The 17,852-nt window shown below is 57.5% G+C and carries 8 protein-coding genes; 7 read left to right on the plus strand and 1 reads right to left on the minus strand.

Going from position 1 to position 17,852, the window contains the following annotated elements; all coding sequences use genetic code 11:
* The first annotated feature begins 4 nt into the window (after positions 1-4).
* From G8764_RS22630 to G8764_RS20835, 5 genes are all read left to right on the plus strand, one after another.
* Positions 5-1,243: an HDOD domain-containing protein gene (locus tag G8764_RS22630; protein ID WP_166167798.1), complete on the plus strand. Its 1,239-nt coding sequence runs from the start codon at positions 5-7 to the stop codon at positions 1,241-1,243.
* Complete coding sequence (locus G8764_RS20820) at positions 1,240-4,206, plus strand: sigma 54-interacting transcriptional regulator (RefSeq protein WP_166167801.1); 2,967 nt, start codon at positions 1,240-1,242, stop codon at positions 4,204-4,206. Before G8764_RS22630 ends, G8764_RS20820 begins: the two co-directional genes overlap by 4 nt.
* 479 nt (positions 4,207-4,685) lie before the next feature.
* A complete protein-coding gene (locus G8764_RS20825; RefSeq protein ID WP_166167804.1) occupies positions 4,686-6,140 on the plus strand; it encodes a putative bifunctional diguanylate cyclase/phosphodiesterase in 1,455 nt (484 codons plus the stop codon).
* Positions 6,141-6,330: 190 nt separating this feature from the next.
* Positions 6,331-9,609 (plus strand): two-component regulator propeller domain-containing protein, encoded by a 3,279-nt coding sequence (locus G8764_RS20830; protein ID WP_166167807.1) that lies wholly within the window; start codon positions 6,331-6,333, stop codon positions 9,607-9,609.
* Between the two features lie 67 nt (positions 9,610-9,676).
* The gene (locus G8764_RS20835; protein ID WP_166167810.1) at positions 9,677-11,581 is read left to right on the plus strand and encodes a S9 family peptidase; all 1,905 of its coding nucleotides are present in this window, start codon (positions 9,677-9,679) and stop codon (positions 11,579-11,581) included.
* A 613-nt stretch (positions 11,582-12,194) separates the two neighbouring features.
* On the opposite strand, the gene G8764_RS20840 is transcribed toward G8764_RS20835, so the two are convergent.
* Positions 12,195-14,459, minus strand: a complete 2,265-nt coding sequence (locus G8764_RS20840) for a NosR/NirI family protein (protein ID WP_166167813.1) — start codon at positions 14,457-14,459, stop codon at positions 12,195-12,197.
* A 428-nt stretch (positions 14,460-14,887) separates the two neighbouring features.
* On the opposite strand from G8764_RS20840, the gene G8764_RS20845 reads away from it, so the two are divergent.
* Complete coding sequence (locus G8764_RS20845; RefSeq protein WP_207952017.1) at positions 14,888-16,018, plus strand: porin; 1,131 nt, start codon at positions 14,888-14,890, stop codon at positions 16,016-16,018.
* A gap of 228 nt (positions 16,019-16,246) precedes the next feature.
* Complete coding sequence (gene exaC, locus G8764_RS20850) at positions 16,247-17,764, plus strand: acetaldehyde dehydrogenase ExaC (protein ID WP_166167819.1); 1,518 nt, start codon at positions 16,247-16,249, stop codon at positions 17,762-17,764.
* The last annotated feature ends 88 nt before the right edge of the window (positions 17,765-17,852 follow it).

Here is a 17,852-nt window from a genome sequence, read left to right on the forward strand (position 1 = left end):
ATTTGTGGAAAAACCTGTATTGATTTTTGTCGAGCCGCAACCACGCACACTGGGCAAATTGCGGCTGGCGCTGATGAAATCGCGGCCCGACTGGCAGGTGTTGGCGGTAGCCGATGCCACGGCAGCACTGGATTATCTCAAGCAACGTAAAATCAGCCTGGTGATGGCCAACTTTGGCGATGATGTAAAGGCTTGCGAGGAATTTTTCTGTCAGGTGCGTGACTGGAGCCCACAGATCGTTCGGGTCGGTCTGCTGCCTGAAAGCCTGACCGGCGCTGCGGCCAGTTCGAGCCGTTACGCACACGATTACATTTGCGAAACTTCTGCCATCGAACCCATAGAAAGGGTGCTGGAGCGAGGCCTGGCGATCTGGGCCGGGAGTGAGAAAAATCCGCGTCTCGGGCAGCTCCTCTCCAATTTGGAGATTTTGCCAACTCCGCCCATGTTGTATTTTGATATCCGAGATTCGCTGGAGTCTCCGCAGGGCAGCCTGCAGGGGATTGCTGACCTGATTGGCCGTGATCCCGCCATCACGGCCAGGATTCTGAAAGCGGCAAACTCGGGCTTTTATGGTTCACCCGGCACTGTTGCTGACCTAACCAAGGCGATCAATCTCCTCGGTATGGACCTGGTTCTGGCGCTGGTATTGTCGTTGCATTTGTACGACCAGTTGCCCTTGCCGGGGGTCAACCTGGATGCGCTTTGGAATCACAATATGGCGGTGTCGCTGGTGGCGAGGGAGTTGGTGCTGCAACACGGCGGTGATCGGGCCACGGCGACGATTGCCTCCATCGCCGGTTTATTGCACGACATGGGGCAGCTGGTTTTTCTCGCTAACAGTGCCCAGAACTATTACCCCATCATTCGCCAGGCGGCCAGCGATGAGAGTTTGCTGCTGCAAATGGAAGAGGCTGAATTTGGCGTGGGGCACGCCGAGTTGAGCGCCCATATCCTGTCGCTTTGGGGGTTGCCGGACGAAGTTGTCGAGGCGGTCCGCGATCACCATTTACCGAGTTCCCTCAACTCTGCCAATGTGCCGTTGCCCACCCGGGCGGTGGCGGTGGCGGAGTGGTTGCTGCAGGCGCATCAGCTCGGCACAGCGGAGGGGGATAGTGACATTGCGCAGCTGCAGCTGCCGGCGACGGTGGCAATGCTGACTGTCGGCCGGCAAGTGCTGCGGCAGCTGGTGGAACTGGGCGCGATTCCGAATCCCGGCAATTCATTTGAGGCTTTACCCGCATGAGTGATCACCCGCTAGCTCAGCCCGCCGACACCCTGAAAAATTATCTGGTTGCAGTGCGCAAGCTGACCGCAGCGGCCAATGCGTCGCTCTATGTGCCGGCCACGGACGCTGATGGCGTGGAGCTTTTGCTGCACGAATGTGGGCGCGCTGCAATACCTGAATTGCTGGATACCGCTGTCGCTGCGCATAGTGCAGCGGCACTGCAAGCCCGTGAGTCGCCGACTGCAGTAAACCGCCTCGGCGATTTCGTTGAGGTCTTTACCAGCGCCGACCCGCAGGCCAGCCTGCTGAAAATACATTTGTCAGCGGTAGATCCGATGTTCAGGGCGCAGCCGCCACGCACATCGCTACAACTCCCGGCACCGGTCGCCTGGCTGGGGCTGAAGTTTAATGGGCAGCCGCCGCCGCAATTGACGGCAGCAGCTGAAGCGTCTGCGGGGCAGTGGATCGGATGGAGTATCGCCTCGGGTTTCCACTTCGCCTGGAACCAGTTGCGAGCTGCAAACCTGCAGCAGGACCCGGTCAGTTTGCTGCCCGGACGCGACGAATTCCAGGTGCAACTGAAGGCCACCATGGCCACAGCGCGCAAGAGTGGTCAGTTGTTTGGTCTGGCGCTGCTCAATCCCGATGACTTTGGCCTGATCAACAACCGTCTCGGGCGCGAGCAGGGCGACCGCGCACTGCGAGAGCTGGGGGCGCAATTGTGCTCGGCACTGCGGGATACCGACAGCCTGTTTCGTTATGGCGGGGCGGTATTTGGGCTGATCCTGCAAATGAGCAGTCGCGAAGAGGCGCAGGCGGCTGCTGAGCGCATCCGCCAGACACTTGCCAAGCAAGCGTTGATTGACGGCGCAATACGTCTCGGGATCAGTGTCGGGCTGGCGATCTTTAACGGTGAGCAGGACAGTGATGTCAGTGTCGACGACCTGATTCGTCGTGCCGACCGGGCCCTGAATACCGCCAAGCTTTCCGGCGGCAGCCAGACTGTGGTGTGGGAGTCTTCCAGCCAGTTGTCGATGATTCAAAACTTTGATCGGCTCAGCGGTATCTTTACGGCGGACACAGCCAAAGACTATCGCAACATGCAGTTGCTGTGGGACATGGTGGCGGTGATTTCCTCTCAGGCAAATACGGCTGCCATGGCACAGGACTTCGTCGATCGCCTCTGTGTGACCTTCAAACCGCGCCAGGTGGCGCTCTGCCTGCTGGGGGAAAATGATGAGTTTCAAGTCCAGGCTTTTGCCCTCAACGCACCGGGGCGCCAGGCCCCCGGACAGGGCAAGGTACGCGCCCTGAAACTGTCGGAAAAGCGCCGCTTGTTACTGCAACGGGCCAGTCAGTCACTGCGTCCGGAGCGTGGACGCCTGGCGCCAGACTCTGGCCCGGCGGATTCGGCTAATACCTTTCTCGCCTATGCGATACCGCTGTTGGTGGAAAACAAGACCTCGCTCGGCTGTATCTACATTGACGGGCAGGAGCCAGCTTTTACCCTGGGTTCATCCGATATTATCTTCCTGGCGGCGCTGGCTAACCAGATGGCAGTGGCGCTCGACCGCGTGCGTCTGGGTGAAACGTTGCGCCAGAGCAAGGAGCAGGAGAGCAGGCAGCTCAAGGTGGAAGTTCGAGGGCTGCGCAACGCCTTGCAACAATCGCGTATGGTATATCGCTCGCCCCAGATGCAGGCCGTGTTGGATGTGGTGCGCCGTATTGCACCCACTGATGTTACGGTACTGGTGACTGGCGAGAGCGGTACCGGCAAGGAAGTGTTGGCGCGTACCATTCACGAGCAGAGCAAGCGCAAACAGCAAGCTTTTGTGACGGTCGACTGCGGTGCCATCCCGCAAAGCCTTATCGATGCCGAGTTGTTTGGGCATGTTAAAGGCGCCTATACCGGAGCCCAGGAAGCCTCGAAGGGGCGTATTGCCCAGGCGGAGGGCGGCACCCTGTTCCTGGACGAGATTGGTGAGTTGCCGCTGGAAGTACAGACCAAGTTACTGCGCTTTGTGCAGGAGCGGGAATTTACCGCGGTCGGTGCGACACACTCACGCCAGATCGATGTGCGCATTGTCGCAGCCACCAATCGTGACCTGGCGCTGGAGTCCCAGGCCGGGCGATTCCGCCAGGACCTCTACTACCGCTTGCAAGTTGTCACCCTAACCTCGCCGCCGCTGCGTCAGCGGTTGGATGATATTTTGCCGCTGGCCTACTATTTCCTTGAGAAGTTCGCCGTCCAGAATGGCAGCAGCGCCCGCAGCCTGAGCCCGGAGGCAGAGGCAAAACTGTTGCAGCACAATTGGCCGGGCAATGTGCGTGAATTGCAAAACCGGGTGCTGCAAGCCGTCATCATGTCCGACGCCGAGGAAATCGATTTGCCGGATCTGGCGCCAGCGACGGGCGCACCGGTTACCGCCTTGTCAGGTGTATTGCCCGAGCCGGTTGCCGCGCTGCCGACCCGGATACCGGCAGCCGCCGCAGTCGTGCCACCGGCGAAGCAACCGGACAGATCTTCTGACCCCTGGGGTGCCATTGAGCAGGGGTTGGCGCAACAGGTACAGATGGCCATGAGCCAGCTAAACGGCAAAGCGTGGCCACTGGGGCGCTGGTTGCTTGCGGACCTGGTGGCGGCGGCAGATGACGCCAGTGCGGGTAACGCGCGCCAGGCTGCGCAGATACTGGGCATGGCAGAGACCACGTTTCGGCGCCAACTTGAAAAAGTACGGCAGGAGGAGGCGGCCGGACTGTTGGTGCGCGCACCCGGCTGGGCGGATTTTCAACCGCTGCTGCAGCAACTGGTTAGTGCGGTCCGCGGCAGCCCGGGAGAGGACGTCATCGACCGTGCCAGCCAATTGTTGCTCCAGCATGTGCTGGGCCGGGTGGGGGAAAACGACAAGCTGGGCTCGGCCCTACTCGGCGTGACCAGACCCACTTATCTGCGGCGCAAGTCCCTGCTGGACTATGCCTGAGCTGCCGGGCCTCGCCGGCGGCGCTCGCATCGGCAATCATAGCTCTACAGTTCTCATCCATTAACCCACTCCCGCCATTGTAATGTTGCCGGCGGCCGCGAAACCCGGTCGCCGAAACCTTGTCGCCGCACCCTTGCCTGAAGGGGCTATTTCTGGCCGTAATCCTGTTGTTGCAATCCTGTTGTTGCAATCCTGTTGTTCTAATCTGGGATCGCCGTTTTTACCCGCCGGTTTTTCAGGCCGCCAAAATTTCAGAGGATCCACCGGTTTTTATCGATAGCCAAGTGTGTGGCAAAGACTCAAGAGTTGACCTGGTCTTCGGGAAACGTTTCAGTAGCGTCTTTAAGTTTATGAATTAGCTGAAGTTATACGCTTTTTGCTGAATCGAAAAGTCGCCTGGTGAGCGATTGGCACAGGGGTTGCACTTCAGAGGATAGAGAAGGATTAATCATGCAAGCGAATTCCACGGGGGCAATAGTATGTCAGCTTTAAACGTTAACACTTTATCTGCGGAGCTTGAGCTGTCCTGGACCGGCGCCATCAATACAGCGCGGGCCGGGCATGGGCTTATGCAGTGGAAAAATTGCCAATCCCTGCGGGCGGCCAATAGCACTCTGCAGCCGAGCCAGCCCTGCGACTGGCTTAAAGTGCACAATAGCGGTCAGGCGATGTCCTACCAGGCGCGCCAGGTGCTGGAGCAACTGCATAATCAACAAACCCCCGGCGCCCTGTGTGTCTTGCGGGTCACTGAGCTGAGGCTGATTGCCGAAGCTTTTGGCCAGCGTGCTGGCAGCGAGCTTATGGGCCTGGTGGCGACCCAGTTGCGTGCCAGCATGCGGCAGTGGGATTTGCTGGAGCAGGTCAGCGAAGATGAGTTTTTACTGATCGTCGTGGGTGACAGCAGCGCCGAGGACCTGTGCCTGGCGGCCCAGCGATTGTTGGGGGCCGCTTCCGGTGCCTATGAAGTGCAGGGCTTGCGCTCCCATATCCACGCCAGCCTGGGTATTGCGCGCTTTCCGAAAGATGCCTCGGAAGCCGATTCGTTGCTGCAATATGCGCGTATCTCTCTCTATGAAAATCGCGGCGGCAATAACCGCAACTACCATTTTTTCTCACCGGAATTGCTCGGCCAGTTACAGTCGCAGCTGTGGATGCTCACCGAGTTGCAAGACGCCCTCGCGGCGGAGCGGTTTGAATTGCATTACCAGCCGCAATTTGATGTTGCTACCCAGCAAATTATGGGCGTCGAGGCTTTGGTGCGCCTGCGTACCGCTGCCGGTGAGCATATCGGCCCCGACAAGTTTATCCCCCTGGCGGAAAAACACGGACTGATTGTACCCATCGGCAGCTGGGTGATGCGCCAGGCTTGCCGCCAGCTCAAGGTGCTGCAACAGCAGGGGCATGGCCAATTGCGTATGGCGGTGAACGTGTCGCCGCTGCAATTGCTCGAAGACGATTTTGTGGCCATGGTGTGTGCTGCCGTCGAGAGCGCCGGCATTCGCTACTCCGACCTGGAACTGGAAATTACCGAGGGCCAGGTGTTGCAGTATTTGCCGTTGATTGAGACGGCGTTCAGTGAACTGGCGGCTAAAGGGGTCCGCATCGCCATTGATGATTTTGGTACCGGCTTTTCCGCCCTCGCTTACCTGACGCGGATGCATTGGAGTTGCGTCAAGATCGATCGCGCTTTCCTCGCCCGGGTGGGTGACGACCCGGCTGCCGGGCGGCTGGTGCAAGCGATTATCGCCATGGCGACGGAACTTGGGCTGGAGGTCGTGGCAGAGGGGGTCGAGTACGAGCAGCAGTATCGCTTCCTGCAGAACAGCGGTTGCCAGCGGGCCCAGGGTTTCGGCTATTCACGGCCCCACACTGAAGCTGACCTGCCGGAACAATTACAGCAGCGAAAATTACCCGTTTGGCCAATTAGCATCTAAACTGAATTTAAGATATTGATTGACAATCGCCACGAGCAGAGAGGGCTGGCGGATTGACCCTGATTCGACATACCACTTGCAGCCAGAAGGGCAGGCCATAGTCATGCCGGGCTCTGGCGTGCAAACTGCTCACGGGTGGCCAAAACGGCAGCAGCTGTTGCTTTGGTTGCTGGCGCTTGTCTGGCAAGTTATGGCGTTGAGTTGCTGGGCGGCGAGCCCGGAGTCAGCGCGGGCGTCGCTGCCGAGAAACGTGCAGTTTTTCTCCCTGGCGACGGGTGACGGTTTGTCCCAGGCTGCCGTCAATGCGGTGGTTCAGGACCAGCAAGGATTTATGTGGTTCGGCACCCAGGAGGGGCTGGATCGCTACGACGGTTACGATTTCAAATCCTATCACCACGATACGGTCGACGCTGGCAGCCTGTCTAACGATTGGGTTTGGACCCTGCTGGTAGACCGTTCCGGTCGGCTGTGGGTGGGATCCGATGGCGGCGGCCTGTCTCGTTATCTGCCCGATTCGGACAGTTTTATTCACTATCGCCACAACCCCGATAACCCCACCAGTTTGGCTAATGACCGGGTGCGGGCAATTTATGAGGATCGCAGCGGCGTTCTCTGGATAGGTACGGACGGCGGCGGGCTCAGTCGTCTCGATCCGCAAACCGGCCGTTTCAAAAACTACAGTTATGAGCTCGAGTCGCAAGCCAGCTCGGGAAAAAACAAGGTGTTTTCCGTTCGCGAAAGCCGCGATGGCCGCCTCTGGGTGGGAACCGACGGTGCCGGGCTGGTTGAATTTGACCGCCTCACGGAAAGGTTTGTGCCCTATGCAAGTTCGCGGGAGGACGCTCCGGACTTGGGGCGCGAGCGGGTGCGGACGATCTACGAAGACGCCCAGGGGCGACTGTGGATCGGCACTTACGATGCCGGAGTCAAGTTGCTGGACCTGGCCGACGGTTCCATTCGCGCTCTGCAAAATAGTCCGTCCGACCCACACAGCCTCAGTCATAACGAGGTGCGCAGTGTTTTCCAGGATGCCGATGGCACCATTTGGGTGGGCACTGATCACGGTCTGAATGAATGGCGCCCGGCGATCCAGGGTTTTGTCGCCTACCGCCATGACCCGGCGGTAGGCGGATCGCTGGTGAACAATCGCATTATGAGTATCTACCAGGATCGCGGCGATGTACTGTGGATAGGTACATTTGGTGGCGTCAGTCGCTGGAATTACCTGAGCGATGATTTTCTGCATATCGTCAATGACCTCGGTAACAACCTGGTCACCAGTGTCAGGGAAGCCAGCGACGCCAACCTCTGGGTTGGAACCTATGGCGGTGGTCTCAATAGGTTGAATCCGCTGAGTGGCGAAAGTCACAGCTATCGACACGATCCGGCCGATCCCAAGTCTCTGTCCGATAATCGGGTAATGAGTGTGTTTGCCGCGTCCAACGAGGTGGTCTGGGTGGGCACGCGGGCGGGGGGATTGAATCGCCTCGATGTGAACACGGGCCATTTCACCCGCTATGAGCATGATCCGAAAAAGCCCGGTTCCCTCAGCGCTTTGGGCGTCACTTCGATCTACGCCCAGGACGACGCCAGCCTCTGGGTGGGCACCTACGGTGGGGGGCTGAATCGGCTGGATATTGCCAGCGGGCAGTTCCAGGCCTGGCGCCACGATCCGAACGATAATACCAGTATCAGCAGCGACCGGGTGTTGTCGATCGTCCGCAGTCGCACGGGAACACTGTGGATAGCCACCGAGGATGGCGGCCTCAACGAATTTGATCCGCGCACCTACAAATTTACCCGCTATCAACACCAGTCGAAAAGTGCCGACAGCCTCAGCAGTGATACTGCCTGGGAAGTCTTGGAGGGACAGGACGGATCGCTGTGGGTGGCGACCCGTGACGGCGGCCTCAACCGTTGGCACCCCGGCGATCGCAAGGCTGGCAATCCGGTATTTCGCCATTATGGCAAAGCCGAGGGCTTGGTGAGCAATGCCATTTACGGTGTACTTGAGGATCGATCCGGGATGTTGTGGTTGAGTGGTAACCGCGGTCTGACCCGGTTTAACCCCGAGACTGAAGAGGTGCGCCATTTTGATACTGAAAACGGGCTGCGCAGTAACGAATTCAATTACGGTGCGAGAACCGGCACCGCGAGCGGTTCGCTGGTGTTTGGCGGCAGCAGTGGTTTGGTCATTTTTGACCCCCTGAAGATTCGCACCAATTACCACCAGCCGCAGGTGGCAGTGACTGCCATTTCGCGCATGGACCCGGTGGCGTATGGTCACAGCGAGACGGCCGCGGTGCCAGTGCTGAATCTCGATTACCGCGACTACGCCGTCAGCTTCGAGTTTACCGCGCTTGATTTCTCTTCATCGGACAAAAACCAGTATCGCTACTTGCTCGAAGGGTTTGACAAGCAGTGGCTCAACCCCGGTCGTTTTCGTCGCACCACTTATACCAACCTGCCGGCTGGCGATTACGTATTCAAGGTCAAGGCTTCCAACAATGAAGGCATCTGGAGCAGCGACGTTGCGGCTATCGGCATAACCGTGCAACCGCCACCCTGGAAAAGCGACATGGCCTACCTGAGTTATGCGCTGCTGGCAATGGCGCTGTTGGGCCTGACGGTGCGCAACCAGATCAATCGATTGCGGCGGGCGGAATACCAGCGCATTGAGCTGGAGAAACAGGTGTTGAACCGCACCGAGGAATTGGCGACACAAAACCGCAACCTGGAGAAATTAACCCGGGAGCTGGAGCAGGCCAGCATTACGGACCCGTTGACCGGCCTCTACAATCGCCGCTATCTCAATCACCACATCACTACCGAACTTGCAGCGCTGGAGCGCGGCATTAGTAGCGACCATGAAAACCGCGAGCAACCGTTGGCGACGGATCTCGCTCCAGGTCTCGCCCTGATTATGATCGATCTGGATGGCTTCAAACCCATCAATGATAACTTCGGTCACCACGCCGGCGACCGGGCACTGCAGCAAGTGCGCGATATACTGCTGAAATGTTGTCGGGGTAGCGACACCATAGTGCGCTGGGGCGGCGATGAGTTCCTGATCGTCGGTCGCCAGGCCAGTCGCCGCGGTGCCGAAAAACAGGCCGAACGGCTGCGCCAGGGTTTAGCCGAACACCAGTACCAGGTTGGCACCGGGCAGGTCGCTCGCTTATCCGGCTCCATTGGCGTCGCCATGATGCCGTTTGCGCCAAGCGATTCGGTCCAGCTCTCCTGGGAGCAGGTGGTATCGGTCGCTGACCAGGCCGCCTACCTGGCTAAACAGAACGGTCGCAATGCCTGGGTGGCGCTGTACGGTGCCCGTGAATTAAGCGGTGCAGATGCCTACGAGCGCATCAGTACCAGTCTCGAATCGATGGTGCAGCGGGGCGAAGTGCAGGTGAAAACCTCGCTCGACAAGCCGCTGCAATATGATCTGAAGGTACGCCAGCGAAATGCCTGATTTTGCTCTGCGTCTTTTTACAGGTCGGCCCAACGTCGTCTCATCGCGGTGCGAGTTTGGCAATCGAATGCTGCTGGCATTGTGGCTGCTGTTACTGGCAGGCTGCCAAAATAGTAATTTCCCGACAGCCACTAGTGCCCCGTCGCCGGAATTGCTGCGCCAGTACTCGATCCAGCAATTTCTCGAAAACACCAGTTTCAGCGAGAACTCCTTCTCCCCGGATGGCAGCAAAATTCTGGTCAGTAGTGACCAGAATGGTATCGATAATGCGGTGGCCATCGACCGCGAAACCGGTAACCACATTGCACTGACCAGCTCCAGCGATAATTCGATCAAGGTGGTGAGCTATTTTCCCGCCGATGAGCGATTTCTGTTTTTGGCCGACCAGGGTGGCAATGAACTGGATCATCTCTATGTACAGGAGCTGGATGGTACACAGGTGGATCTCACTCCAGGCAAGGGACACCAGGTGCGATTTCTGGGTTGGGCCGCGGACGGCAGCAGTCTGTTTATGGCGACTAATGAGCGCGACCCGCGCCACTACGACATCTTTGAAGTGCTGCTCGAAGACTATTCGCGGCGTTTAATCTACTCCGACACCGAGAGCCTGGAGCTGTTGCAAATCTCGCCTGACAAACGCTATATCGCCTTTGCCAGAATTCGCGCCCGCCACGATATCGAGCTGCTGGTTTATGACCTTAACCTGAGCCAGATGCGCAGTGTGACAGCGGCCAGCGCCGCCTCCGAAAATCATTTCCAGGCGTTTAGTCACGACGGCGCACATATCTATTACACCACCAACCGCGACAGTGAGTTCTCCTATCTGGTACGCAAGCGACTGGCCGGGGACAGGGAAGAGGTAATCTATCGCACCAACTGGGATGTTACTTTTACCCGGCCTTCCCCCCGTGGCAGCTACCTGGTTATCGGTGTCAACCGCGACGCCCATACTCGGGTTGAGGTTCTGCGCGCGGAGAATTTGCACCCTGTGTCCATCGCCCCACTGTCGGGGTTAAATCTGGATTCAGTGAGCTTTTCTGCCGACGAGCGTTATATGGCGTTCTATCGCCACAGCAGTCGTTCGCCACAAAATCTTTACAGTTTCGATTTCGTCAGCGGAGACCTGACACAGCTTACCCAGTCTCTGAATCCCGCCATCGATGAAAACCAGTTAGTGGAAGCGGAGCTGGTGCGTTTTCGGGCACCGGACGGCCTGGAAATCCCGGGCCTGCTGTACAAGCCTCGGTGGGCAACTGCAAGCAACAAGGTGCCGGCCATGGTATGGGTTCACGGTGGCCCGGGCGGCCAGTCGCGAGCGATTTATCATCCGCTGATTCAGTACCTGGTCAACCACGGTTACGCTGTTTACGCCATTAATAATCGTGGCAGTTCCGGTTATGGGCGCCAGTTTTTTATGGCCGATGACCGCGGCCACGGCCGGGCCGACCTCGACGATTGTGTTGCCAGCAAAAGCATGCTTGTGGATACCGGCTATATCGATCCCCGGCGTATAGGCATCATAGGTACCAGCTACGGTGGCTACCTGGCAATGGCGGCGTTGAGTTTTCGACCTGAGGAATTTTCTCTGGGAGTAAATATTTTTGGCTTCTCCAACTGGATTCAAACCCTGCAATCCATGCCGCCCTGGTGGCAGCCTATTCGCGAAGCGCTGTATGCGGAGATAGGACATCCGGAGCGCGACAGTGCCTACCTGAGAAGTATCTCGCCCTTGTTTTACGCCGACCAGATTGTCAAGCCGGTGATGTTACTGCAAGGCACCAATGACCCGCGAGTATTGCGTTCGGAGACCAGTGCCATGGTAGCGGCCATTCGCAATCAGGGTACTCCGGTTGAATACCTGGAGTTTGAAGACGAGGGCCACAGCCTGCGTCATAAAGAGAGCCAGCGAGTGGCCTATGCAGCCATACTGAATTATCTCGATCGCTATCTGCAACCGCAGGTTACTGAGTGAATGAATCGACCGAATGAATAACGGTATGAATACCAGAAGCGGTCGCTGACCGCACAGGGCAGATCAAATTACTGGGCATTGTTAACCCGCTGGGCTCACACTCTGGTCAGGGGTTGGATAAGGTTGCGGCACCACCACAGTTTGCCGGTTTTTACCGTCGCCACTTTTGGGGCTGCGGAGGGTGATTGCTCCTGCCGGCGCACAGCTTTTTTGAACTGCGGATTCCAGGGTTGTCTGCCAGCTTGTGTCGATTGGGATAGTTCAATGCTCATAGGTCACCTCAGGTTCATTGCCGTTGGGCAAGCACCGGCAAACGATTCCGGCGGGTTGTAAGCATTGTTATCGCAGAATGTGTGCCAACCTCCGGGGTCCTCCTGACTGAATGTTCTTTTTCTATTTTTTCTTATTTAAATCAAAGTGTTAGAGGGCAGGGTTGGTCCAGCAAACAAAGTCGCTGGCAGCAGGGGGGGCCGGTTTACATAGACAAAACTGGCGGATCGGCCGAAAAATCGGTGTCTATTCCGAAATTCCGGTGGATCTGGCTCTGCGCGGGATGTTGATCAATACGCTGCGCGGCGATTCATTGTGGCGGCAGAAGTATTTGCTTTGTGGATTAGTCCGGAAGGCTGGTGGCGAGGAGCTTGTTCCGGTTTTTATCTTCCAGCCTGGCCGGCGCGCATTGTCGCGGATCCTGGATGATCACCACGCACTCCAGGCATTGCACACACTCGTCGTAGTCGATGCTGCCATCCCGTTTGATGGCGTTAATTTCACAGCGATGGCGACACAGCTGGCAGGGCTGGCCGCACTCCCGGCGCCTATCCAGCCACTCGAACATTCGCAATTTGCCGAGGATGGCGAGGCCGGCGCCCAGCGGGCACAGGTAGCGGCAGTAGAATTTATGGATAAACATGCCCACGCCCAGCAGCAGCAGGGCGTAGATCACAAAGGGTGCCGAGCGTACAAACAGCAGGGTAATCGAGGTTTTGAAGGGCTCCACTTCCGCCAGTTGCTCGGCCAGGGTCAGGGAAAAGAGAGAGGTTGCCACCAGGCCCACGAGGATGAGGTACTTGATCAGCAGCATGGGCCGGTGGTATTTGGGTTTGATGCTGATCTGCCTGAAGCCCAGTTTTTTGGCCAGCAGCGAGGCAAATTCCTGCAGCGCGCCAAACGGGCACAACCAGCCACAGTAGAGCCCGCGCCCCCACAATAGCAGGCTGATCACAGTGAAAATCCAGAGAATAAAGATAATCGGGTCGAGCAGGAAAACATCGAGGCTAAAGCCGTCGATCAACTCCAGCAGCAGGGTGTAGATATTCACCACCGAGAGCTGGCCCTGGGCGTAAAAGCCGATAAATAACAAAGTAAAGGTTAGATACGCCCAGCGGAAGCGGTGCAGCCAGCGCGACCGGGAAGAGAGTGCCTGCTGGCGGCTAAAGGCGACGCTCAACATCAGCAATCCCAGCAGCAATACACCTGTTTCCAGCGCGCGTTCGCGCCACAAGCGCCACCAAAGTGAGCTGGTAAAGTCATCGGCTACCACCGTCGGGGCGCTGATATGAAACAGCGTCTCTGGCAACTGGTAGTCGTCGCTAAACACATGCTCATCCGCCACCAGGTGGTTTTTCTGCAAGCTGACGCGCAGGGTCAGTTGCATGGCGGAAGCCGGATCAAAGCCGGATTGACTGTTGATCTTGAAAATCTGCAGGTTGTTGGCGTCCGCATCTTCATCTGTTGCGCTAAGCCGGGGCTTGCGCTCCTCATCGTCGTAAAAGTTCAGGTCCCGCAGGGTCATGGGCAAGCCGTGTTGTACCAGGCCGACGCGCTCGGGCACGGTGCCGGGCCGGAACCATGGTTCCAGGTAGGAGTAGAAGCCCTCTGACTTTATGGCGATGGCGTGCTCGTTGGGCCCCAGCTGGGCAATGACACGGGCGTATTCAGCGTCGCCCAACATATTCCTGCCGATGCTCGGCACATTGAGGTAGGCGTAATACAGGGTTATGCCCTGTTCGACCGGGGCGGTTGCGTAATTCGCCTGGGCATCAGTTTGCAGATAGCTGTCGAGGCCACTGCCGAGGCTGGCCGCGATGTCTGGCGCCGGCAGGTGCCAGCGGCGCAGATAGCCTTTGGCGAGCAGCTCGTCGACCGTCAGTGGCTCGAACAGTTCGGTATTTATGGTCGCCGCCGCGGCCTGGGAAAATTCAGCCAGCAGCTTGCGCGCCACCTGCAAGGCCGAGGAGAGGATGGTGTCGTTAATGACGATGACCGATACCGTGGCTTTGGTGACACCATCGAAATAGGCGGTTTGTGGCGCGCTGCTGGCCGCTGAACCCCCGTTTTGCGCGGCGCCGCTTTTTGCACCACCACTTCTGGAGCCGACAATAATGCGGTCGCTGACGCGGTGACCGTTGTATTGCTCAATAAACTCCAGCAGCGGCTTTGGACCCAGGCCGTGCAGAAAGATGGGTTCGTGATGCCGCAGAATTTTCAATCCCCTGAAACGCCCCTCCGTATCGATGCCAATCAACAGGTTGACCCGGTCACCGGAAAATCCTGGCAGGTCGACAAAATCATTGCTTTCGAAGGCGTAGCCAATCAATTCGTTGAGTTGGTACACCGGCCACACCGGCGTGGCTTGCTGCTTGGCACCGATGACGGTGGCGCTGGGGAATATGGCCTGGATGTCATCCTGCAGGTCGAACGCTTGCTCGTCGCCGCGGCACCAGGCACTGAACAGTACTAACGCCAGCAGTAACGCCAGCAGCAACGCCACCAGTAATCCGGGTTGTGGCTTTGGGGCCAGGTGGGGTAGTTGCGCATTCCGGTAGACGCTGCGCCGCCAAAACGTATCTGGATTTTCCGGTCGGGCGAACTGCATGGCCAGATGCTCCCGCGGCAAGGTGTTGGAGTTATTTTTAAGGTCAATAGCGCAGTGTAAAGCGGTGGCAGCCCGTGACAATATGCAAAGCGTTGCAGTTGTTTCCTACTTTAGGAGGAGGTCTTTCGGCGGATTTTCAGTTCTGCCAAAGGACCACGTAAACCCCTAGTTGGGAGGCTATGTTTCAAGTGGCAGGCGAGTATTATCTGCATTGTCCAACTTCAAAAAATTATTAACGGACGGCAGGTACTTTATTAAGCACAACTCAAACAATAAACCACGTCAATCTGCCAAAAATGCAAGAGGTCACTATGTATAAAAATACCAGATCCAGAAACACTGCAACTACTTACACAAGTACTTGCGCAAACACTTCCGTAAAAAACAGGGCTGGAGTCGCTGCGATTGCGGCCACATCCGCCGCGGCAGTGGCGCTGGCCATCAGCATTCCCGCCAGCGCTGCCATTACTGTTTACGATAAGGAAGACACCACCTTTTCTGTTGATGGCTCCTTTAATACCTTCTATGTGCAAAGTGATTCTGACAATGAAATCGCTGGCACCGAACGCAATCAATCGCGGGTAAAGATGGGCTTGCTGCCCAATGTAGTGGGTTTCAATTTTTCCAAACAAATGGGCGACCTGAAGCTGGGCGGTCGGTCGTCATTCTGGGTTTCTATCAATGACAGCAATACCGCGATCACCTCCACCGGTATCGATGTGCGCCAGTTTTACGCCACCATTGACGGCGAGTGGGGGCAAGTACTGGTGGGTAAGGATTTTACCCTGTTCAGTCGCTCCAATATTTTTCTCGATGAAATGCTGCTCGGCTACGGTTCGGTCAACGATACCCTGGGACTGATCGATGGCCAGGGGGTTTCCTTCGGCCATATCGGCAGCGGCTATTTCTATCCGTTTCCCCACGCCCAGATTACCTATCGCTCACCGGAAATGGGCGGCTTCAAGCTGGCGCTGGGCATCGTTGACCCGGGCAATACCGCACCGACCGATCGCGGTGCAGGTCGCAGCAGCGAAGAGAGTCTGCCGCGCTTTGAGGGCGAATTGACCTTTAACACCAGCTTTGATGGCGGCTCGTTCACGGGCTTTGCCGGTTTCCTGACCCAGACCACCGAAAGTGACGTGGATGGCGATATTGAATCCACCGGCTTTTCCTACGGCGCCAAGGTCAAGGTGGGCGGCCTGGCGTTACACGCATCCGGCTTTACTGGCCAGGGCCTGGGCCTGTTGTTGGGGCCAGGGGCGGATTCCGGCCTCGGCCTTACCGGCTTGATTTCGGAAGCCGGTGAAGAAGTGGACAGCGACGGCTACCTGGTACAGGGCTCCTACAGCGCGGGTAAATCCCGCTTTGTGCTCTCCTACGGTGAAACCGAAGTGGATACCACGGCACAGTGGCAGGGGGAAACCGCACAGGCGGCCTGGTTCTACGCGCTTAACAGCAGCCTGACCCTGGTGGGAGAGTTCAACACCAATGAAATTTCCATCGGCAGCGCGAGCGAAGAAACCGACACCCTGGCACTGGGTGTGATCGTCAATTTTTAATTTACTCATGGCAGTTAAAAGTCGGGTAAATAAACAGTTTTTACGGGGTAACGCTCGGCCAGTTGCGGCTGGCCGGGTTAACAAAAAATGCCTTCGCTGTGAGCGAGACTGCGCGCCAGAACGCATTCCGCAGAAGGCCTTTTGCAGGTAATAAAAGCAACAATTGGTTCAACAATTGATTTTTGCACAACCAAAGCATCACCAAACAAACAAATGGAGTCGAAAATTATGATCTACGCATCACCAGGACAACCAGGCTCGGTTGTATCGTTTAAATCACGTTACGAAAACTTTATTGGCGGCGAGTGGGTTGCACCGGTTGCCGGACAGTATTTCGACAATGTGTCGCCAGTCAACAATGAAGTCTTTTGTGAAATTCCCCGCTCCACGGCTGCCGATATCGATCTGGCACTGGACGCAGCCCACCGCGCCAGGGCGGCCTGGGGCTCCACCTCGGTCACCGAGCGCTCCAATATCCTGTTGAAAATAGCCGACCGCATCGAGGCCAACCTGGAGACGCTGGCCGTAGCGGAAACCTGGGACAACGGCAAAGCGGTACGGGAGACTCTGGCGGCAGATATTCCGCTGGCGGCCGATCACTTTCGCTATTTCGCCGGCTGTATCCGCGCCCAGGATGGCACCATTGGCGAGATCGACGCCAATACCGTGTCCTACCACTTCCACGAACCACTGGGCGTGGTGGGCCAGATTATTCCGTGGAATTTCCCGCTGTTGATGGCGGCCTGGAAGCTGGCGCCAGCGTTGGCGGCAGGTAACTGCACCGTGCTGAAGCCGGCCGAGCAAACCCCGGCGTCCATTCTGGTACTGGTGGAGTTGATCCACGACCTGCTGCCCCCGGGTGTACTCAATGTGGTCAATGGTTATGGCAAGGAGGCCGGCGAGGCCCTGGCCAGCAGCACCCGCATTGCCAAAATCGCCTTTACCGGCTCCACTCCGGTGGGCTCCCACATCCTCAAGCTGGCGGCGGATAATCTTATTCCCTCCACTGTGGAGCTGGGTGGCAAATCCCCCAATATCTTTTTCGAAGACATCATGCAGCACGAGGATGAGTTCCTCAGCAAGTGTGTCGAGGGTACGGTACTGGCGTTTTTCAACCAGGGTGAAGTGTGTACCTGTCCGTCCCGGGCCTTGATCCAGGAGAGTATCTACGACGAGTTTATCTCCCTGGTAGTGGCGCGTACCCAGACCATCAAGCGCGGCAACCCGCTGGATACTGAAACCCAGGTCGGTGCCCAGGCGTCCTCCCAGCAGTACGACAAGATTCTCAGCTACCTGGAAATCGGCCGGGAAGAGGGTGCCGAAGTCCTTATCGGTGGTGGCCCGGCCAGTGTCGAAGGCTTCAGTCGCGGCTTCTACATCGAGCCGACCCTGCTCAAGGGCACAAACGATATGCGCGTATTCCAGGAGGAGATTTTTGGCCCCGTGGTTGGCGTGACTACCTTCAAGGACGAAGCCGAAGCACTGGCCATCGCCAATAGCACCGAGTTTGGTCTGGGTGCCGGCGTCTGGAGCCGCGATATGAACCGCTCCTATCGCATGGGTCGCGGAATCCAGGCCGGTCGTATCTGGACCAACTGCTACCACGCCTATCCGGCCCACGCCGCCTTTGGCGGTTACAAGAAATCCGGTATCGGCCGCGAAACCCACAAGCTGGCGCTGGATCACTACCAGCAAACCAAGAACCTGCTGGTCAGCTATGACGTCAATCCGCTCGGCTTCTTCTAGAAATCCGCTGCGAGCCCCGGGTCCACCGGGGCCAGCTATTACTTTCCTCTGTTTGAGGTGCTTTTACCCCGCACTCCGGTGCGGGGCT

The sequence above is a fragment of the Pseudomaricurvus alcaniphilus genome (genome assembly GCF_011440395.1).
GTDB classification, from domain to species: Bacteria; Pseudomonadota; Gammaproteobacteria; order Pseudomonadales; family Cellvibrionaceae; genus Pseudomaricurvus; species Pseudomaricurvus alcaniphilus.